The 19,689-nt window shown below is 60.2% G+C and carries 15 protein-coding genes and 1 pseudogene; 9 read left to right on the forward strand and 7 right to left on the reverse strand.

All coding sequences use genetic code 11. The annotated features are described in order from the left end of the window. Positions 1-3: 3 nt before the first annotated feature. The 4 genes from ACYQ0G_RS01780 to ACYQ0G_RS01795 form a co-directional block, all read right to left on the reverse strand. Positions 4-2,250: a M3 family metallopeptidase gene (locus tag ACYQ0G_RS01780; protein ID WP_460098624.1), complete on the reverse strand. Its 2,247-nt coding sequence runs from the start codon at positions 2,248-2,250 to the stop codon at positions 4-6. Between the two features lie 147 nt (positions 2,251-2,397). After that, positions 2,398-3,042 (reverse strand): hypothetical protein, encoded by a 645-nt coding sequence (locus tag ACYQ0G_RS01785; RefSeq protein ID WP_460098626.1) that lies wholly within the window; start codon positions 3,040-3,042, stop codon positions 2,398-2,400. Continuing rightward, positions 3,039-3,581 (reverse strand): RNA 2',3'-cyclic phosphodiesterase, encoded by a 543-nt coding sequence (gene thpR / locus ACYQ0G_RS01790; protein ID WP_460098628.1) that lies wholly within the window; start codon positions 3,579-3,581, stop codon positions 3,039-3,041. Before thpR ends, ACYQ0G_RS01785 begins: the two co-directional genes overlap by 4 nt. Positions 3,582-3,593: 12 nt before the next feature. After that, positions 3,594-4,511: a lysozyme gene (locus ACYQ0G_RS01795; protein ID WP_460098630.1), complete on the reverse strand. Its 918-nt coding sequence runs from the start codon at positions 4,509-4,511 to the stop codon at positions 3,594-3,596. Positions 4,512-4,877: 366 nt separating this feature from the next. On the opposite strand from ACYQ0G_RS01795, the gene uvrA reads away from it, so the two are divergent. The 7 genes and pseudogenes from uvrA to ACYQ0G_RS01830 all read left to right on the forward strand — a co-directional run bounded on the left by uvrA (position 4,878) and on the right by ACYQ0G_RS01830 (position 13,542). Then, on the forward strand, positions 4,878-7,841 hold the full coding sequence (gene uvrA, locus ACYQ0G_RS01800; RefSeq protein ID WP_460098631.1) for an excinuclease ABC subunit UvrA: 2,964 nt from the start codon (positions 4,878-4,880) through the stop codon (positions 7,839-7,841). A gap of 209 nt (positions 7,842-8,050) precedes the next feature. Further along, positions 8,051-8,887, forward strand: coding sequence for a hypothetical protein (locus ACYQ0G_RS01805; protein ID WP_460098632.1), 837 nt, complete (start codon positions 8,051-8,053; stop codon positions 8,885-8,887). A gap of 263 nt (positions 8,888-9,150) precedes the next feature. Beyond that, positions 9,151-9,990, forward strand: a complete 840-nt coding sequence (locus ACYQ0G_RS01810) for a hypothetical protein (protein WP_460098634.1) — start codon at positions 9,151-9,153, stop codon at positions 9,988-9,990. A gap of 14 nt (positions 9,991-10,004) precedes the next feature. Beyond that, positions 10,005-10,313 (forward strand): annotated as a pseudogene (locus tag ACYQ0G_RS01815) (excinuclease ABC subunit UvrA); the annotation flags it as partial. Beyond that, positions 10,313-10,648 carry a hypothetical protein gene (locus ACYQ0G_RS01820; protein WP_460098636.1) on the forward strand — a complete coding sequence of 112 codons (336 nt, stop codon included), beginning with the start codon at positions 10,313-10,315 and terminating at the stop codon, positions 10,646-10,648. The pseudogene ACYQ0G_RS01815 and the gene ACYQ0G_RS01820, both read left to right, overlap by 1 nt. Positions 10,649-10,868: 220 nt before the next feature. Further along, positions 10,869-11,828 carry a DNA-methyltransferase gene (locus ACYQ0G_RS01825; RefSeq protein ID WP_460098638.1) on the forward strand — a complete coding sequence of 320 codons (960 nt, stop codon included), beginning with the start codon at positions 10,869-10,871 and terminating at the stop codon, positions 11,826-11,828. Beyond that, positions 11,815-13,542 (forward strand): ParB N-terminal domain-containing protein, encoded by a 1,728-nt coding sequence (locus ACYQ0G_RS01830; protein WP_460098640.1) that lies wholly within the window; start codon positions 11,815-11,817, stop codon positions 13,540-13,542. The genes ACYQ0G_RS01825 and ACYQ0G_RS01830 overlap by 14 nt, the downstream gene beginning before the upstream one ends. A 32-nt stretch (positions 13,543-13,574) precedes the next feature. On the opposite strand, the gene ACYQ0G_RS01835 is transcribed toward ACYQ0G_RS01830, so the two are convergent. Then, complete coding sequence (locus ACYQ0G_RS01835) at positions 13,575-13,793, reverse strand: hypothetical protein (protein ID WP_460098641.1); 219 nt, start codon at positions 13,791-13,793, stop codon at positions 13,575-13,577. A gap of 182 nt (positions 13,794-13,975) precedes the next feature. Between ACYQ0G_RS01835 and ACYQ0G_RS01840 the strand changes: the two genes are divergently transcribed. Further along, positions 13,976-15,187 carry a hypothetical protein gene (locus ACYQ0G_RS01840; protein ID WP_460098643.1) on the forward strand — a complete coding sequence of 404 codons (1,212 nt, stop codon included), beginning with the start codon at positions 13,976-13,978 and terminating at the stop codon, positions 15,185-15,187. A 63-nt stretch (positions 15,188-15,250) separates the two neighbouring features. On the opposite strand, the gene ACYQ0G_RS01845 is transcribed toward ACYQ0G_RS01840, so the two are convergent. Together ACYQ0G_RS01845 and ACYQ0G_RS01850 are read right to left on the reverse strand one after the other, a co-directional pair. Then, complete coding sequence (locus ACYQ0G_RS01845) at positions 15,251-15,763, reverse strand: septal ring lytic transglycosylase RlpA family protein (RefSeq protein WP_460098645.1); 513 nt, start codon at positions 15,761-15,763, stop codon at positions 15,251-15,253. 934 nt (positions 15,764-16,697) lie between these two features. After that, positions 16,698-17,912, reverse strand: coding sequence for an argininosuccinate synthase (locus ACYQ0G_RS01850; RefSeq protein ID WP_460098646.1), 1,215 nt, complete (start codon positions 17,910-17,912; stop codon positions 16,698-16,700). Between the two features lie 253 nt (positions 17,913-18,165). On the opposite strand from ACYQ0G_RS01850, the gene ACYQ0G_RS01855 reads away from it, so the two are divergent. Beyond that, positions 18,166-19,479 carry an acyltransferase family protein gene (locus ACYQ0G_RS01855; protein ID WP_460098648.1) on the forward strand — a complete coding sequence of 438 codons (1,314 nt, stop codon included), beginning with the start codon at positions 18,166-18,168 and terminating at the stop codon, positions 19,477-19,479. Positions 19,480-19,689 lie beyond the last annotated feature (210 nt).

A 19,689-nucleotide genomic window follows, 5' to 3' on the forward strand; every position in this document is an offset into this window, starting at 1 on the left:
CCCTTAATTGGTTGCCGAACCCGGCAACGCACCGTCGGAGACTTCGCTGTCCGCTGCTTCGTCGCCGGCGATCAGGCCGCGAGCTTCGAGCATCGGGGTCACGTCGGGCGCGCGACCGGCGAAGTTTTCGAACATCTTGAAGTAATCCATCGTACCGCCGCGGCTGAGCACGGTTTCACGATAGTGATCGCCATTGGCGCGCGTCAGGCCGCCGTTTTCCATGAACCACTTGCGGCTGTCGCGGTCGAGCATCTCGGTCCACAGATAGCTGTAGTAACCGGCCGAATAGCCTGTCGGACCGCTAAAGATGTGGTTGAAATAGGTGCTGCGATAGCGCGGCGGAACCAGATCGATTTCCAACCCGAGCTCCTTCAGCGAATTGCGCTCGAACGCATCGACCTTGGCCGGCGTATCGAGAGCAGCAGCCTCTTCCTTCGAAAGAGCGGCCCACTTCATGTCCAGCAGCGCAGCTTCGACGGTTTCGCCGAAATCGTACCCCTGGTTGAACTTCGAGGCGGCTTCGATCTTGTCGATCATCGCCTGCGGGATGGTCTCGCCGGTCTGGTAGTGCTTGGCATAGTTCGACAGCACTTCAGGATAGGTTGCCCACATCTCGTTGACCTGGCTCGGGTACTCCACGAAATCGCGTGCCGTGGCCGTGCCCGAGAGGCTTTCATAGCGCTGGTTGGCGAAGAAGCCGTGCAGCGCGTGGCCAAACTCGTGGAACATGGTGTTCACATTGTCGAAGCTGACCAGTTGCGGTTCGCCCGCCGGTGCCTTCGGGATGTTGAGCACGTTGTAGATCACCGGCTTGGTGTCCCACAGGAAGCTCTGGTCCACGAAATTGCTCATCCAGGCGCCGCCACGCTTCGACGGGCGCTGGAACGGGTCGAAGTAGAACAGGCCCAGCTCGCTGCCGTCGCGATCGAACACGGTGTAGGTCCACACATCGGGATGATAGACCGGCAGATCGGTACGGCGTTCGAAGCGCAGGCCGTAGAGCTTGCCCGCAGCGTAGAACACGCCGTCTTCCAGCACCTTGTCGAGCTGGAAATACTCGGTCATCGCATCTTCATCGAGGTCGAACTGTTCGGCCTTGATGCGGTTTGCATAGCGATACCAGTCCCACGGCTTCACTTCGTAATTGCCGCCATCTGCCTCGATCGCGGCGTTCAGCATCGCGGCTTCGCGGCGCTGCGTAGCGGCGAGGGCGGGCACCATCTGCTCCATAAAATCGAGCGCAGTCTTCGGCGTTTCGGCCATGCGGTCCCACATCGCGTAGGTTGCCCAGTCGGGCTGGCCGAAGAGAGAGGCCTTCTCGGCACGAAGCTCGGCGATTTCTGCGATCAGCTGACGCGTATCGAAATCGGTGGTGCCATCGGCGCGGTGGAAGCTTGCCATGAACAGTTTCTCACGCGCGGCACGGTTTTCCATGCTCGGCAGCGAGGGCTGCTGCGTGGTGTTCTGCAGGGCGAGGGCGTACCTTCCCGGGAACCCCTTCTCGGCGGCGAAATCGGCGGCTGCCTTGATGTCGCTCTCGGACAGGCCGGCAAGATCGCTGCGATTATCGAAGATGACCGGCTGGTCGGCCATGGCGGCTTTCGCTTCCTGACCGAATTCGGTGGTCAGCGTAGTCAGTTCGGTGTTGATCGCCTTTACCCGCTCGCGCTGGGCTTCGGTGAGAAGCGCGCCTGCGTGGACCATGCCCTCATAGGTGTTTTCGAGCAGCTTGGCGTCTTCGGGCGTCATGCTCATCGCGGCGCGATTATCGTAGACGGCCTTCACACGCTGGAACAGCACGGGATCGAGCGTAATGCTGTCGCCATGGGCGGTCAGCTTGGGGCTGATCTCGGTGTTAATCTCGTCGAGGCGGTCGGTGGTATTGGTGCCAGTGAGGGCAAAGAATACGCGGCTGACGCGGCCCAGCATGCGGCCTGATTTCTCGAGCGCGACAATGGTATTGGAGAATGTCGGCGGAGCGGGATTGGCCTTGATCGCCTCGATCTCGGCCTTGTGGATGCGCATCGCCTGTTCGAATGCCGGGATGTAATCATCTTCCGAGATCGCATCGAAGTTCGGAGCCTGGAACGGCAGATCGCTGTCGGAAGCGAAGTATCCAGTGCCCTTGGGGATGGAAATGCCCGCGTCTACGGCGGCGTCGGCGATGGGGTCCATTTCTCCTCCAGGAGCTGTGGTGCAGGCTGAAAGAAGGGCGGCTGCGGCAGTTGTGGCCAGAATGTGGGCCTTCATGGTCTCTCCGTATTTTTGCTGAATTCGATTTACGAATGCGCGGATGCGCGAATTGGTTGCCATTGTGATCAGCTTGCTTGAACGAGGACTGAAGCGCAAGGGCAAGTCTGTCGCGGCCAAGCGCAGATGGCACTCTGCGAACGACAGTCAGTCGATCCGTTCGCCCTGGCCACGCTCTGCCTGATCGCGTGCCGCCACGGCCGCTTCGTCTAGGGCCTGGCGATTGACGGTCATCACGCGGGGATGGCCGTCCTCGTCGACGACCAGCCAGAGAGATCCGAGTTCGAAAAAAGCACCCTGGTCCTTTTCGACCGTCATCTTCGACAGGTCGAGCCGCTGGAGCAAGTCGAGCATGCGCGCGTCGAACACGTCGTCGAACAATGCGTCGATCTGCTCGCGGCTGAGTTCCTGCCGCTCTCCATCTTGCGAGATGTAGAGCAAAGGAATGCCCAACTGGTCCAGAATGCGAGCCTTGTTCCCGCTTTTCGCGGCATCGCGCAGCGCGGAAATCGCCGCTTCGAACTGGCTGGGGGTGGCGCCAGTGGCGCAGGAAATAGCGCCGCCCTTTACGGTATCGTTCGCGCGATCGAATTCGATGTCCGTATCTTCTTGCTCCGACCACGCCATCAGCAGACAGCTTTCAGCCGGATCGGCGCTGGCATTTGCCTCCACCGTCGTCAGCAAATTCTGGCGCGCGGGGGTCTGCGCATTCGTGTCGCTCGACACAGGGGAGCAGGCGCCGGTCATGGCGGCGACGAAGAGAGACAGGGGCAGGCGGGAAAGTAGAATCATTTTATCCGTGCGGAATAAGTGCAAAGTGGTTCGTAGAGCGACCCCTGCTCGCGGAGATGGCTTTCGTACAATATGTAGTCGTCGACACGCCAGGGGCCAAGGTTTACCGCCCCATGCCTCGTCAAAAATGTACCGAGAGGGCCGCTGCCCTGATTGAGGCGTGCGAGCGTAATGTGGGGCACGAATTTTCGCCGTCCGGGCTCGATGCCGCATTTCACACAAATGCGATCGAGCTTTTTGTGCAGCGCCAATAGCCGGTCATCCGGCCGTACCCTGGCATATAGCTGTCTCGGAACGCCCTTCTTTTCGAAATAGGAACATCCTTCAATAGATATATCGAAGGGAGAGAAGGCTATGTGGCGCGCCGCATCGGCTATATCCTCGGCTGTTCGTTCATCTGTTTCGCCAAGGTAACGCAAGGTGAGGTGGAGTTGATCGTCATCCTGCCAACGCGCGCCGTTCACCTGCTCCATAAGCGAAAGCAAGCTCTCGCGAACTGGAGCGGGCGGCCGAAGGGCGAAGAACAGGCGGCAATTCATGCCGAACCCCTATCACGAGATGGTCGACGCAATTTCCCGCGGATCTTCGTAGGTTGCGTCCATGAAAATCTGGGCACGGCGTTCGGATCTGAACTCAAGTCCGCGGGCCACACGGCCGGCGGCATGGGTGTAATCAAGCTCCGCCGCGATCGCTTCGTAATCGGCATTCGCGATGGCTGCGTTCAGGCGAGGACTTTCCCGTTCCGAGACGTTGCCGAGGCCGACGTTATAGACCAGATCGAGCAGGGCGTCGAATTCGTGCTGATGCAACGGAAGGTTGCCAACAAGGATGCGTACGCCGCGTTCGGCAGTGATCAGGTCGCTCTCGAGAAAGTCGATTACCTGTTCGTCACTGATGCGGTCGCCAACGCGCAGATTATCTGCGGGACGGATAAGGTGGCCGACGCCGACTGTCGGATAACCGGCTACGTCGCGATACACGGTGTATCGCACGCCTTCTTCCTCGATCAGCGCCTGTTTGAACTCTTCACTCGCCTTCAGCAGCGCTGCGGGCTTGCGCACTTCGTCCTGCGGTGTGATCGCCATCGAGAATTCGCTGGCAGGAGCGCGCGACTTCTGCACGGGGCCGGTAAAGGCACCCAGGCTCATCGCGCCGACGCCCATCATCAGCGAAGCGCGCTTGCGCGTCGATAGCTTCGGCTTGACGCTGTAGACCTTCGACGCGGCGCGGCGGGCTCGCTTGAGCTCGTCACGATGGCGACGATGCCTGCGGATACGCCCGATCAGGCCGAGCGCATTCTTCTGCTCGCCTGCATGCGGGGTCGACGTCCATTTTTCGTTTTCCAGCGGCCGATCGAGTTCTTCCATCAATTTCTTCAGCCGCTCGCTCTGTAGCGAATTCTTGGCGGCGGGACGAAGGGAAGAGATATCGGTCGGCGCGGTGCTCTCTCGCTTGTTCTGTTCTGACATTTTGCGGTGCGCCTCGTATAACTGTAGTATGCTGCCGGTCAGACGCGATTTCGCCTCCCGGGTAGCTCATCCAATCGAGCGAAATAAAGTTGCATCGGGATGGCCATATGTGTCTTTAGAACGGTTCGCGGGACCGATTGGGTCCTCAGTTCACCGTATCTGGGCCACAGATGGGGGGCTGATCGTGTTCAATCGTCCGGCCAGACGAGTCCGGGAAACTTCGTGCGGCTCTCTGGTTGGAATTGGCGAAGCGCGTTCCATATTGTTTGCACGTCACGGCTCTCGCTTCGGGTCTTGAAGACCTTTCAACGCGGCGACGGCAACGTCTCTTGACAGTTTCGAACAGAACAGGAACACGCCTCCTTTATGGCACTAACGAAAATCTCCGTCCGCGGCGCGCGTGAACACAATCTCAAGGGCGTCGATATCGACCTGCCGCGCGATGCGCTGATCGTAATTACCGGGCTGTCCGGTTCGGGCAAAAGCTCGCTCGCCTTCGACACGATTTATGCCGAAGGGCAGCGGCGCTATGTCGAAAGCCTGAGCGCCTATGCGCGCCAGTTCCTCGAAATGATGCAGAAGCCCGATGTCGAGCATATCGACGGGCTCAGCCCCGCCATCTCGATCGAGCAGAAGACGACGAGCCGCAACCCCCGCTCGACTGTGGCGACGGTGACCGAGATTTACGACTACATGCGTCTGCTGTGGGCGCGGGTGGGGGTTCCCTATTCGCCCGCCACCGGCTTGCCGATCGAGGCGCAGACCGTGTCCAACATGGTCGACCGGGTCATGGCGCTGCCCGAAGGCACGCGGCTCTATCTGCTCGCGCCGGTCGTGCGCGGGCGCAAGGGTGAATACCGCAAGGAGCTGGCCGAATGGCAAAAGGCCGGCTTCACCCGCGTGCGCATCGATGGCGAGATGTACGGGATCGAGGAAGCGCCTGCGCTCGACAAGAAGTTCAAGCATGACATCGAGGTGGTGGTTGATCGCCTTGCCGTGAAAGAGGGCATCGAAACGCGCCTGGCCGACAGTTTCGAGCAGGCACTGAAGCTAGCCGATGGCCTGGCCTATGTCGATCTTGCCGATGGCGTGGTGCCGGGGCGCGAGGAAGAAGGCGAAGCTGGCGGCGCGATGAAGGGGGCGGGTCTGCCTGCTAACCGCATCGTCTTCTCCGAGAAATTCTCCTGCCCGGTCTCGGGCTTCACCATCGAGGAAGTTGAACCGCGCCTGTTCTCCTTCAACGCGCCGCAGGGGGCCTGCCCGACCTGTGACGGTATTGGCGAAAAGCAGCTGTTCGACCCGCAACTGGTCGTCCCGAACGAGGCGCTGAGCCTGAAGAAGGGCGCCGTGGTGCCTTGGGCGAAGAGCAATCCGCCAAGCCCCTATTACATGCAGGTGCTGGCCAGCCTGGCGAAGGAATATGAGTTCGATCTCACCACGCCGTGGGAGGATTTCGACAAGGAAATCCGCGACATCATCCTCTATGGCACCAAGGGCCGCGCCATCCCGCTAACCTTCAAGGACGGGCGCAAGCAATATACGGTGAAGAAGCCTTTCGAAGGCGTCATCGGCAATCTCAACCGCCGCCTGCTGCAGACCGAAAGCGCCTGGATGCGCGAGGAGCTGGCCAAGTTCCAGACCGCGCAGCCGTGCGAGACCTGCCATGGCAAGCGCCTCAATGAAAAGGCGCTCAGCGTGAAGGTCGGCGGGCCCGACAATGCGACAGATATCGCCACCCCCACCAAGATGAGCGTGGCCGATGCGAAGGACTGGTTCCTCGCGCTCCCCGAAAAGCTGGGCGACACGCAGAAGCAAATCGCCCACGCCATCCTCAAGGAAATCAACGAGCGGCTGGGCTTCCTCGACAATGTCGGGCTCGACTATCTCAACCTCGATCGCACCAGCGGTACGCTGAGCGGCGGGGAGAGCCAGCGCATCCGCCTCGCATCGCAGATCGGCTCTGGCCTATCGGGTGTGCTCTACGTGCTCGACGAGCCCAGCATCGGCCTGCACCAGCGCGATAACGACCGCCTGCTCGAAACCCTCAAGCGCCTACGCGATCTCGGCAATACGGTGATCGTGGTGGAGCATGACGAGGACGCGATCCGCACTGCCGATTACGTGGTCGATCTGGGCCCCGGCGCGGGCGTCCACGGGGGCGAGGTGGTGGCCGAAGGCACGCTGAAACAGGTGCTCAGGAACAAGAAATCGCTCACCGCCGCCTATCTCACCGGCCGCCGCGCGATCGAGGTCCCGGCCAAGCGCCGCAAGGGCAATGGCAAGAAGCTCACCGTGCATGGCGCGCGGGCGAACAATCTCAACAACGTCACCGCCAGCATCCCGCTCGGCACCTTTACCTGCATCACCGGCGTCTCGGGCTCGGGCAAGTCGTCCTTCACCATCGACACGCTCTATGCCTCGGCCGCGCGCACGCTCAACGGCGCGCGCGTGGTCGCGGGCGCGCATGACAAGGTCACCGGCCTCGACCATTGCGACAAGGTGATCGAGATCGACCAGTCGCCCATCGGCCGCACCCCGCGGTCCAACCCGGCCACCTACACCGGCGCCTTCACCCAGATCCGGGACTGGTTCGCCGGCCTCCCCGAAGCGCAGGCGCGCGGCTACAAGCCCGGCCGCTTCAGCTTCAACGTGAAGGGCGGCCGCTGCGAGGCGTGCCAGGGCGACGGCCTGATCAAGATCGAGATGCACTTCCTCCCCGACGTCTACGTCACCTGCGAGGAATGCGGCGGCAAGCGCTACAACCGCGAAACGCTGGAGGTGAAGTTCAAGGGCCACTCCATCGCTGACGTGCTCGACATGACGATCGAGGATGCGGAAGGCTTCTTCGAGAATGTCCCCCCGATCCGTGACAAGATGCACATGCTGAACGAGGTGGGGCTGGGCTACGTCAAGGTCGGCCAGCAGGCGACCACGCTGTCAGGCGGCGAGGCGCAGCGCGTGAAGCTGGCCAAGGAACTCAGCAAGCGCAGCACCGGCCAGACGCTCTACATTCTGGACGAGCCCACCACGGGCCTCCATTTCGAGGATGTCCGCAAGCTCCTCGAAGTGCTGCACCGTCTGGTGGACCAGGGCAATTCGGTGGTGGTGATCGAGCACAATCTCGACGTCATCAAGACCGCCGACCACATCCTCGACCTCGGCCCCGGCGGCGGCGTCCGCGGCGGCGAGATCGTGGCCGAAGGCACGCCGGAGCAGGTTGCCGAGGTGGAAGGGTCCTTCACCGGGCATTACCTCAAGCCGATGCTGGAACGCGCTCAGGCAGAGCCAGCAGAGGCGAAGACCAAAAAGCAGCGGGAGGCTGCGGGGTAGGGCCTAGCGCATTTCAGCAAGACCTCGTTTTACCAAATTGCGTTCGCACGAAACATGCTGCGGAGGATGTGGCGGGTCTTGCTTAAATCGCCGAAAGTAAAAGCACCTTTGGAGCAAGGTTTTCAAAGAGCCGGGCGTGATCTTTTCAGTTCAGGAAAGATGATGTAAGACGAGAGGGCAAGAAGGCCCCCGCCTTTGAGGTCTTGCCTATGCTTCGCACCTTTCGCCTCGTTCTCGTTTCAAGTATTTCGATGGTTGCGATGCCTCTATTCGCGCAACCCGACGATGGAGCGACTGCTGCTGGCGATATCGTTGTCGAAGGTACCACGGTAGACGGCGATCCGCCGATCAAGACCGAAGATGACGGTGTATTCGGAACGGTATCGCGTCAGCTGGCGTCCGAAGCCGACCGCTTTTCGCGCTGCGCGGATATGCCCCGCCCGAGCCTTCTGCGCCGCATTGTCGATGGTCATCCCGAGACCGGTGAGACACGCAAGGCGCTCGACCAGCATATGATGCGTAACCAGGGGTGTTACGGGGGAATGTTCCTCATGCCGCCTTATCCCGATCCGCCCTATTACGGGAAATGTAATCCCCACCCGCTGCCCGACGGTCGTTCGATCTGCCGGTCCCACTATGATCGGGGCGCGATTTACGAACAAGTGCTGCGGAAATATGCAGCCGATCTGACGTTCGACCGCAGCGCTACCTTCGATCCGGCGGTCCGCGCGGAATTCATGGCCCGCGAAGAAGAGCGCAACCAGTTTCGTCGGGAGTCCGCAGACTATTTCTGGTTCGCAGCCTGTGCCGTGCAGCTCAGTCCCGAATATGCGCTGCAGATGCTCGACGAGGAACCCGGGTCCGAGCGGGAGGTGCGCTACCAGTCGCTGATGATCTCCGAGGCGCTTCCCTGTTTTGAAGGGCGCAAGGTGACCGACGTGACCGTGGATCGCAGCCAGTTCCGCGCATTCGTGGCGGAAGCCGCCTACTCCTGGGCCGTGGCCGTCAGGCGGGTCGATAGCCTGCTCCCCGCCGACCTCGACTAGAAAATCCAACCAAGATCGCAGCACCGTTCGGGCCTCTCACCCCGCCGAAGCATCGAACGCGGCGCGAACTGGAACCTGTCGTTACCACCCGCCTGCGAATGCTTCCCGGCACCTGCAGTGATGCCGACCTCTGCCATCCCGTGCGCAAAGTAAATTCGCCTGTCATTTCGATAATGGCTTTTCAAAAACGCCATTTATGAGGATATATTACTGCGTCATTGGCAAGCTGATTGCTTGGGCAGCCACGACTGGAGGTTCCGGTTATGCTTCGTTTCATTCGCCTCGCGCTATTTCCCGTCGGCCTGATCGCCGCGCTGCCGGCCTCGGCGCAGGATGAGGGGGAAACCCCGGCAGACGATATCGTCGTCACCGGCGTCCCCCTGCGCGAGGGGGAGGAGACGCCGGTCACCCTCCAGGATGATGGGCTCTCGGCCGTGGTCTCGCGCCAGATCGCCTCGGAGGTCGATCGCTTCGCCCGCTGCGCCGATCTGCCCAGGCCCGATCTTTTGCGCCGCATTGTCGACGGCAAGCCGGAATCGGGCGAGGCGGAAAGGGCGCTGCATGAGCATATCCTGCGCAACAGCGGCTGCTACGGCACCATATTCCCGCCGATTCCCGACACCCCCTATTATGGCAAATGCAATCCCGTCATCGTCAATGACATCAGGGGCAACAACATTTGCCGGGCGGATTACGATCGCGGCGAGATTTACGAGCAGGTCCTGCGCAAATACGCACCCGATCTGGTCATCAACCGCAGCATAACCTTCAACCCCGAAATCCGCGCCGACTTCATGGCCCGCGAGGAACGGCGCAATCAGGATCGCGTCCTGTCCGACGATCTCTTCTGGTTCGCCAGCTGTGCCGTGCAGATCCGCCCCGAATATGCGCTCGCCATGATGAAGGAAGAGGCCGGCTCGGGCCGCGAAGCCCGCCTGCAGGAACTGATGATCAAGGACGGCCTGCCCTGCTTTGCGGGCGGCAAGGTCGAGGAAGTGACGGTCGACTCCCGCCAGTTCCGCGCCTTCGTGGCCGAAGCGCTCTATTCCTGGGCGGTCGCGGTAAAGAACGTGGACAGCCTCATCCCGCAGGACTTGGGCTGAGCAAAAGGGATGGGCGCAACACCGGCCAGACGCTCTACATTCTGGACGAGCCCACCACGGGCCTCCATTTCGAGGATGTCCGCAAGCTCCTCGAAGTGCTGCACCGGCTGGTGGACCAGGGCAATTCGGTGGTGGTGATCGAGCACAATCTCGACGTTATCAAGACCGCCGACCACATCCTCGACCTCGGCCCCGGCGGCGGCGTCCGCGGCGGCGAGATCGTGGCCGAAGGTACGCCGGAGCAGGTGGCCAAGGTGGATGGGTCCTTCACCGGGCATTACCTCAAGCCGATGCTGGAACGACAGAAAGAAGCCGCCGAATAATGAGCGGTTACAGCGGAGGGGGCGGGGGCGGCAAGGCGTTGGTGCTCTTCGCCGTAGTGCCGTTGGTGCTGGTAAATTTCGTCCTCTCCGCAATTTTCGGGGATTGGGTCTGGAAGGTCACGCCAATCCTGTTCGTTGCCATGGTGACTGGCATGAGAGTTCACCGAGCATACCGACGGCAGGTCGATAGTCCGGAGCCATTGGACCTTGGCGAGCACGGTCGCTTCTCTGGCGAGGAGAAGGCCCAAACCTTGCGCGGCGGAGCATGGCTGCTTTTCGCGCTTTCGGTGGTGACCATTCTGGCGATAATCTACCTGCCATCGCTCTTCGAATAAGCAGCGTCCGCAGCGGCGAGATCGTGGCCGAGGGTACTCCGGAGCAGGTGGCCAAGGTGGATGGGTCCTTCACCGGGCATTACCTCAAGCCGATGCTGGCCAAGAGTTTGGAGCGGCAGCTTGGGGCTGCAGAGTCCTAACGGAATTTCCGGAGTAGCTATCTTGCCCAGCATGGTATCTTCTGCTTATTACGGGAAAAATTGCGGGGTTAAATATCTCAGTGCCGAACCAATTTGATCTGTACACGAGCAGAACGATTTGCGGCGACGCTCTCTCGGTACTTAAAGATATTCCCGACGAATCTGTTCAACTTTGTGTTACTTCGCCGCCGTATCACATCGGAAAATCATATGAGCGCGGCTCGGGGAAGAATTTCGACGAATATGTCGATTGGATAACATCATCCCTTCTATTGGTTGAAGCCAAGCTTAAAGAAGGCGGCAGCCTTTGTTTGCAGGTCGGATCACATGTTCGCAACGGCAAACTGCTTCCCCTCGATTATGTGTTTTTTCCGATCTTGCATGGCTTAGGACTAACCTTCCGCAATCGGATTATCTGGCGATATAACTTCGGTTTCAACGCGGTGAAACGCCTTTCCGGGCGGTACGAAGTGCTTTTGTGGTTTACCAAAGGTGAAGACTACAAGTTCAATTTGGATCCGATCAGGGTGCCTCAACTTTATCCCGGCAAGAGGCACTCCGCCTCGAAAGGAAGCAAAGCCGGAAAGCCCAGTGGCAATCCGAAAGGCAAAAACCCTTCCGATTACTGGGAGTTTGATGGACACACTGCTTTTTTCGGAGAGCCAGTATGGAACATTCCTAATGTCAAGGCAAACCACCCGGAAAAAGAAGCCAACCATCCCTGCCAATTTCCGAACGAACTAGTGGAGCGTTGTGTTTTAGCTTTGACCGATAAAGGCGATGTTGTGATTGACCCTTTCGCCGGGACTGGCACCACGACCATTTGTGCTCATATGCACAAGCGGATCGGGATCGGTATCGAGATTGACCCTTCTTATGCAAGGAATGCAGCCAAGCGATTGCGAAGTGCTGAGAAGGGTGAGCTACCGATCAGAAGGTCAGGCCAAAAACCAAGAGTGCCTAAGGCAACTGACAAAGTCGCGACTGTTCCATCTGAATGGCTGAGCGAAAACGTGAGGCAGGTTAATGGCCGCGGCTAAAAATAAGTCTGGGAGCAAGAAAAAGAGCCCTCTTACTCCCGAACAGAAAAGATTGAGGCAGGAGAAGGCCCGGGAACGGGCGTTCTTGCGCTCCCACCGCAAGATATTTGATCGCGCAGGATTTGATAGACTGGTTCCCGTTGACGGAATTCACTTTCAGTATGAAGGTCAAAAGTGTGAACTCGATGATATATTCGTATTCGAGAATGTCGTGGTTCTTGCCGAATATACAGAAAGTAAGGGAGCCAATTTAGGTAAGCATGCTAAGGGCAAAGACGCAGTCCACAATAAGATTGCGGAAGATCCTGCAAAATTCTTGAATTTTTTCAGAGATTTATCGACCGGGGTAGATGCTTGGCTCGCGAACTCCGGGTATACAGATAATCAGTTAATCGTAAGGCTGATCTATACCTCGCGCGCCTCGTTAGAGGATCATCATAAAGCTCTGTTTAACGAAAATATTTTCATGTCAGATGCAGAGCGCGGATATTTTTCCGCCTTGACTAGGTCGCTGCGTAAGTCGGCGCGTTATGAGCTTCTAGAATATTTGCGAGTAGACCCGAACGAAGTTGGGGAATCTGGGGTAGCCCCTGCTAGTGTACTAAGCGATGATTATAACGCTTTGCTTCTGCCTAAAGAGCAGTCTCACTTTCCTAGTGGCTTTAAGATAGTCTCATTTTATGTCGATCCCGACGCTCTTCTTCGGAGAGTGTATGTGTTGAGAAGAAACGGGTGGCGAGACTCCTTAGGTCTGTATCAGCGCTTGATCATACCATCCAAAATTCGAGCAATTCGAGCTCATTTGAAAGACAAAAAGAGAGTCTTCGCCAATAATATCGTAGTGACCCTCCCGCATGACACCAAAATAGAAGCGCTCGATGGCGAAAATTTATCATCTGAAGCGGTACGACCCACACCCATCAATCTTCGATTGAAAAGGTCGGCTAATTCTATCGGGATTATTGATGGACAGCACCGCGTGTTTTCTTACTACGAAGACCGCGAGCCCGACTCTCAAATCGATAAATATCGACTTCAACAAAACCTATTGGCGACCGGTATCGTTTACCCGAAGGGCTATTCCCAGAAGCAACGAGAGAAATTCGAAGCTGGGCTGTTTATGGAAATCAATTCTACCCAGAACAAAGCTGGGTCGGATATTATCCAAGCGATCTGGGTGTTGCTTGATCCATTTAGGCCGGTAGCCGTCTCGAGGGTTGTGTTGAATGGCCTTTCAACAATCCAGCCGTTGAGTGGTTACCTCGCCAGAACTAGTCTTGACGCAGGGAAGATTCGAACATCGTCCGTCGTGTCATATGGCCTTATGCCACTCACGAAGCGCAGTGGCACGGACTCGCTGTTTGCAATCTGGAATAAAAAAGGTGCGAAAAGAAGGTTTACGGTGGGGGAGGCAACAGAGGCTGATCTCGACAAGTACGTCGCATTCTGCGTTGAGACGATCGGTTCGTTTCTCACCACATGTCGGGCCAGTATCGGGTCAGGTAGATGGCGCCTCGTAAAAGACGGCGGAGTCCTATCTGTAACAACCGTTAACGGTCTTATTATTTTGCTGCGTAAACTTATCGATGACGGCCTAATAAGCGATGCGCACAATTTTCCAGATCTTAGTAAGATTGGTGAGGTAGATTTTAATTCGTTCAAGTCCTCACAATATGCGGATTTGGCTGCGACGATGCGAAAGAAGGTAAAATAAAAAAGCCTGTCATACATTGTCTTTGACGCGAACTAGCGGGTGTCGGCAATCTCCACCTTCCCTCTCCCCATCGACCAGTTCTCCTGCATCCGTACCTTGGGGTTGGGTGCGCACCAGATCTCGCCATTGGCGTCGAGTGCTGTGACCCAGATGAGGTTGTGCTCCGGCCCGTAGTCGATCACCGCCAGCGCCAGCCCCTTTCCCCGGTCGATGACGGTCACGGGCAGCGGCGGATTCAATTGCGTGAACATGGATGGCGATCCTGATGGCGGGAGAGGAAGGTCGCCCGCGCTATGGGGTGAACGCTCCGCCGCGCGCCAGGTATCCCGCACTGATGTTTGGCAAGTATTCGCATAGGCATTTTGTGTGAAAAAGGTGCTGTCCTACACGGCTTCGCCTGTATATCTGGTCCGGTTCACTCACAAATCTTGAGGTGAACCATGAGTTTTTCTTTTTCCCGCAGACCCCTTCGAACGCCGGTCGCCGCGTGCTGCCCGCGTATCTCCCTTGCGAGCCTCGCCAGCGCGGGAGGTGCCGCATGAACGCGATCGTCACTATCGAGCCTGCACCCACGGCCGGTCCGCATGGGGCGGGGCATACCTCCTTCTCGCCGCGCAAGCAGGCCGAGTTCATCCAGAGCCTGCAGCTGTTCGGCAATGTGCGGCTTGCCTGCCGGGCGGCGCGGGTGTCCTCGCAGACGGCCTATCGCCAGCGGCGTGCCTCGCCTGCGCTGGCCAATCTGTGGGATGCGGCGCTGCTGGCGGCGCGCACTCATGCCGAGGCGACGCTGGCCGAGCGGGCGCTGAACGGGGTGGAGGAGCCGGTGTTCTATCACGGCGAGGAGGTGGCGCGCCGTCGCCGCTTTTCCGACCGGCTGCTGCTGGCGCATCTCGCGCGGCTCGACCGGCTCGAAAACCGCGCCGAGGTGGTGGAGACGCTGGCGATGATGGACGCCATGCTCGAAGGCCTGCGCCGGGGCGAGGCGCTGGACGACAGCGCGCGGGCCGGTGCGGATGGCGCGGGTGAGGGCGAGGGCGGGGGAAATTATCGCCAGGACCGTGCTCCATCTGCTCCATCCTGTAGGACTGGCGCAGGGGCAATCCAACATGGGCGGGATAGCGGGCGCAAGGGGCCCGATCCGCTCGACAAGCCGTGCGGCTGTGTGGGGGCGCGCTATGATGGCGGGGGCGGTCCGGCGCATTGGCGCATGGGGCCCGAGGGGCCGGAGCCGCGGCCCAATGAGGGCGAGGGCACGGGGCCGTGCTGTGACAAGCCGCGCTGGCCTGCTTGCCGCGACTGCGCGCACTATCCTGCCGGGGCGAAGCTGGAGCATATGATGGAGGATGCGCGGCCCTATGGCGCGCCCGAGCTGCGCCAGCTGGGCGACCCGCTGAGCGTGGAGGAATGCCAGACCGCCGCCTTCATCGCGGGCGACGAGGACTGGTGGCGCATTGGCGCGGGTTTCGCGCTGTTCGAGAAGACCGATTACGGCGCGTGGATCGAGGTGCGCGATCCGGAGGATGAGGATGGCGAGTGTGAGGAGGAGGCCGGGGAGGGCGCCTGCGAGGATGCGGAGCCGGTCAGGGACGCGATGGGCGCGGCGGACGAGCTGCCGGTTGCGGAGGAGGTGGAGCGGCTAAGCTAGGAGGCGCCGCGCTCCTGCCCCAGGATCACCGTGCTGTGAGGGGGCGTGCGAGGGCTGTGAGCCTCAGTCGACCAGCGCGAGTTCCACCGTGCCATGGCCGCGGGCGATGAGACCGAGGTCCTTTGCAGCTGCGCGGCTAAGGTCGATCGTGCGGTTGCGGCTGAAGGGGCCGCGATCGTTGATGCGGACCGTCACGCTCTTCCCGGTGGAGGGATTGGTGACCAGCACCTTGCTGCCGAAGGGCAGGGTGCGGTGCGCGGCGGTGTAGCCGTTCATGTCGAACCGCTCGCCACTGGCGGTGCGGCGGCCATGGAAGCGCTTGCCGTAATAGGAGGCGACCCCGCTGCCGAGCGTGGTGGCGGCAGGCGCGGCCTCGATCGGCGGATCGAAGCTGTCGAGATCGACGGCTTTCGGGCCCGGCTCGGGCTGATCCGGCAGCGCGCGATAGGGCGCGAAATGCCCCCCGAAGGTGGGTTGAACCATGGCCGTCTGCTCGCTCGTCTGCGAGTGGCCGGCAGTACTGGGCAGCGCCATGGCTGCAACAAAGAGTACGCTGCGAAGCGTTCGTTTGGTCATGTCTGGGACCTCCCGTGCGGTTTGGAAGGCTATAAAGCGAGCCATTGCGGGAGTCGTTAACCCGGGGGGAGGCTGCCCCGTTTCCGCCACGATTCATCGTGATCCCGGCTAAGATGGACGGTGCCTACAGCATATTGGGGGTGCAATGTCGCAAGGGTACAAGAGGGCGACTTCCGCCATCCCGCACCCGGTTAGGTCACCGGAGCCAGACGACAAATGGGGCCGGCATCGCTGCCGACCCCACTCTCACCGATGCGTGGCCGAGTTCCTTCAACACGAGTGTTCAAGGGACACAGACTTGGCACCCGATGTTTCCCCGTCCGGCCATTCGAAAATGGTCTTCAGGTTCCTTCACCGGCGCTCGCACCGGCATCCGGATCTACCCTCCGCTCGGCCCGGTTTCGGCCGCATTGCGATCCGAGGATCGCTCGCCTGCCTTGCCCAGCCGTGCTTCAACGGGCGGTTCCGCAGCCTGGCCTTCCACTGGTGGCCGGCGCCTCAAACGATCACATCGCGTTCCGGTCCGAGGACCTTTTCGCGACGCCATCTTCGGCAACCGACCGGGATGGCCCGGCCCGCAACGAGAAACCTTCGCCCTTCCGTCATCGACCCGCCTTGCGTCCGGCCAAAGGCCTTGGCACGAGGGTCTCGAAAAGCGCGTGGACAGAACCCGCTGCGTCTTCCCGGTTTCAGAAAGTTCTTACCTTTCAGATCGTTAGATCATCTTGGTGAGAAGCTTTCCTGGCCATTCCGATGAGTTGAAGCTGCGCCTGAAGCGGCGGATTGGCAAGCGGCCGAAGTGGGAGTTATCCACTTCGCCCAGAATCTCCTGTGGATCAGGGTGGATAAGTCCACCGCTTATCGCAATTTTATGGCGGCAGTGACGTGATGCATGAAATCACCGCGCCGCTGACACCAAATATGCGTAATAATATTACCGGCCGCGCTTGGCGAGCAGGCGCAAGCGCAGGGCGTTGAGCTTGATGAAGCCTTCCGCATCCTTCTGGTCGTAGGCGCCTGCGTCATCCTCGAACGTCACATGCGCTTCGGAATAAAGCGAGTTGTCCGACTTGCGGCCCACCACCATGGCGTTGCCCTTATAGAGCTTGAGCCGCACCACGCCGTTGACCTTCTCCTGGCTCAGGTCGACCGCCGCCTGCAGCATCTCGCGCTCGGGGCTGAACCACAGGCCGTTGTACACCAGCTCGGCATAGCGCGGCATCAGCTCGTCCTTGAGATGCGCTGCGCCGCGGTCGAGCGTGATCTGCTCGATCCCGCGATGGGCGCGGGCATAGATTTCGCCGCCCGGCGTTTCGTACATACCGCGGCTCTTCATGCCGACGAAGCGGTTCTCGACCAGATCGAGGCGCCCGATGCCGTGGGTGCGGCCCAGATCGTTCAGCGCGGCGAGCAGGGTGGCCGGGCTCATCGCCTCGCCATTGAGCGATACGCCGTCGCCCTTCTCGAAGCCGATCTCGATATATTCGGGCGTGTCGGGCGCATCTTCGGGATGGTCGGTGCGCGAATAGACATAGTCGGGCGTCTCTTCCCACGGATCCTCAAGCACCTTGCCCTCGGACGAGGTGTGCAGCAGGTTCGCATCGGTCGAGAACGGGCTTTCCCCGCGCTTGTCCTTGGGCACGGCGATCTGGTGTTCTTCGGCCCAGGCGATCAGCGCGGTGCGGCTTGTCAGGTCCCATTCGCGCCAAGGGGCGATCACCTTGATGTCCGGATCGAGCGCATAGGCCGACAGTTCGAAACGCACCTGGTCGTTGCCCTTGCCGGTGGCGCCATGGGCGATGGCATCGGCGCCGGTTTCATGCGCGATTTCGACGAGACGCTTGGAGATAAGCGGACGCGCGATGCTGGTGCCGAGCAGGTAATCGCCTTCGTAGCGGGCGTTGGCGCGCATCATCGGGAAGACGAAATCGCGCACGAATTCCTCGCGCAGGTCTTCGATGAAGATGTGCTGGTCGGGAATGCCCATATTGCGCGCCTTTTCACGCGCCGGTTCGATTTCCTCGCCCTGGCCGAGATCGGCGGTGAAGGTCACGACCTCCAGCCCGCGCTCCACTTCGAGCCATTTGGCGATGACGGAAGTATCGAGACCGCCGGAATAGGCGAGGACGACGCGCTTGATATCGGACATGGGCATACCTTCTGTGAATTCGCCGCGCCGCTAGCAGGACGGGGCCATGCGGGCAATAAAGACGCGCTTGGCCATGAACAAATACCGCCGGTTTCAATGCACGATGAGAAAGAACCACCAGGGCGCTATCCATCCGCGGCCGTGTAGGAAAACGATAAATCGCCTCCAGTAACAATTTCCGCAACTACTGGGTTGTTAAGTATTCGAGCCTAAATCTTCTGCCAGACGGATGGAGAAAAGGGGCAATACTTTCATGTGGAACAAGGCGAAGTCGCTGGCGAAGCAGGCGCCGCCGGAACGCAATCGCTATGTCGATTTCCTGCGCGCCCTGTCGATCCTTGCTGTGGTGGTCGGCCACTGGCTGGTCGCAGCCCCCTATATCGGCAGTGACGGCGAGGTGGTCGGTGGGCACCTGCTCGGCATCTTGCCGTGGACGCAGTGGCTCACTTGGGGCTTCCAGGTCATGCCGATCTTCTTCCTCGTCGGCGGCTATTCCAACGGGGTGAGCTGGTCCTCGACCCGCGCGAAGAACGGCCATTATTCGGACTGGTTCGCCAGCCGCATCCAGCGCCTGATCAATCCGGTCTTCCCCGTGCTGCTGGCATGGGGCCTGTTCGCCTTTCTCGCCACCCAGGCCGGGATGGACCGCGCCACCGTGCGCATGGCAGTGGAGCTGGCGCTGGTGCCGGTGTGGTTCCTTGCCGTCTATCTGCTGGTGACCGCGCTGGCGCCGTTCACCTGGCGACTGTGGGAGAAGCTGGGCTTTGCGAGCGTGGCCGTGTTCGCGGCAGCCGCCGTGGTAGTCGACGTGCTGACCTTTGCGCTGGACGTGCCCTATGTGAACTTCCTCAATTTCATCTTCGTCTGGGTGGGCATCCATCAGCTCGGCTATGCATGGCAGCAGGGCCGCATTGGGCAGGGCAGGGCGCTCGCACTGTTCCTCGGCGGGCTCGCGGTGCTGATCGGTCTTACCGTATACGGCCCCTATCCCATCGCCATGATCGGCGTGCCGGGGGCCGAGATCACCAACTCCATGCCGCCCACGCTGGCCTTGCTGGCGCTGGGAGTGACCCAGACAGGCCTCGTGCTCGCGCTGGAGCCTTGGGGCCGCAAGCTGCTCGACAATATCACGCTGTGGACGGCAACAGTGCTGATGAACGGCATGATCATGACCGTCTATCTGTGGCATCTTACTGCCTATGTGCTGGTAATGGTGGCCGCATGGATAGGCGGCGGGATCGGCTTGCGGATGGCTCCGGGAAGTACGGAATGGTGGTGGACACGGCCGGTCTGGTTCGCGCTCTATATCGCAGTGCTGCTGCCGCTGATCGCCCTCTTCGCGCGCTACGAGCGGGGAATGGGGGCTGCGAAGCGGGACACGCCCGTGCCGCACCTGCGCCTCGTGATCGGCATGATCGCGATCTGTATCGGCCTCGCGATGACCGCGGCGATCAGCATCGCCAGCCCCGAGGGGGTTACGGGTGTGCGCCTATGGGTGGTGGCGCTGCCGTTTGTCGGGGCCGCGCTGGTTGGGTTCGGGCCGGTTTATCGCTGGGCGCGAGGGTAGTCTGAGTTCGGGATTTGGGGAGGGTGCCTAGCAGTTGCATGGTCTCCACCAGAAACCCAGTCATTTCGAGGAGCGTAACGACGCGGCAATCCATTGGCCGAGGTTGAGAACTGTGAGCGAATTGAGCGAGGCGCCGCCGCTAGATGGATTGCTTCGCTACGCTCGCAATGACTCGGAAGAGGCCGAGAGGGCTGTCCTCGTCATTGCGAG

The organism is Qipengyuania triglochinis, from assembly GCF_054655615.1.

Bases quoted from the DNA above. Each gene is read 5' to 3' on its own strand.
- ACYQ0G_RS01820 (WP_460098636.1), top strand. From the start codon at position 10,313: ATGAGCGGTTACAGCGGAGGGGGCGGGGGCGGCAAGGCGTTGGTGCTC.
- ACYQ0G_RS01810 (WP_460098634.1), top strand. From the start codon at position 9,151: ATGCTTCGTTTCATTCGCCTCGCGCTATTTCCCGTCGGCCTGATCGCC.
- ACYQ0G_RS01830 (WP_460098640.1), top strand. From the start codon at position 11,815: ATGGCCGCGGCTAAAAATAAGTCTGGGAGCAAGAAAAAGAGCCCTCTT.
- ACYQ0G_RS01845 (WP_460098645.1), bottom strand. From the start codon at position 15,763: ATGACCAAACGAACGCTTCGCAGCGTACTCTTTGTTGCAGCCATGGCG.
- ACYQ0G_RS01850 (WP_460098646.1), bottom strand. From the start codon at position 17,912: ATGTCCGATATCAAGCGCGTCGTCCTCGCCTATTCCGGCGGTCTCGAT.
- ACYQ0G_RS01780 (WP_460098624.1), bottom strand. From the start codon at position 2,250: ATGAAGGCCCACATTCTGGCCACAACTGCCGCAGCCGCCCTTCTTTCA.
- ACYQ0G_RS01805 (WP_460098632.1), top strand. From the start codon at position 8,051: ATGCTTCGCACCTTTCGCCTCGTTCTCGTTTCAAGTATTTCGATGGTT.
- uvrA (WP_460098631.1), top strand. From the start codon at position 4,878: ATGGCACTAACGAAAATCTCCGTCCGCGGCGCGCGTGAACACAATCTC.
- ACYQ0G_RS01855 (WP_460098648.1), top strand. From the start codon at position 18,166: ATGTGGAACAAGGCGAAGTCGCTGGCGAAGCAGGCGCCGCCGGAACGC.
- ACYQ0G_RS01835 (WP_460098641.1), bottom strand. From the start codon at position 13,793: ATGTTCACGCAATTGAATCCGCCGCTGCCCGTGACCGTCATCGACCGG.
- ACYQ0G_RS01795 (WP_460098630.1), bottom strand. From the start codon at position 4,511: ATGTCAGAACAGAACAAGCGAGAGAGCACCGCGCCGACCGATATCTCT.
- thpR (WP_460098628.1), bottom strand. From the start codon at position 3,581: ATGAATTGCCGCCTGTTCTTCGCCCTTCGGCCGCCCGCTCCAGTTCGC.
- ACYQ0G_RS01785 (WP_460098626.1), bottom strand. From the start codon at position 3,042: ATGATTCTACTTTCCCGCCTGCCCCTGTCTCTCTTCGTCGCCGCCATG.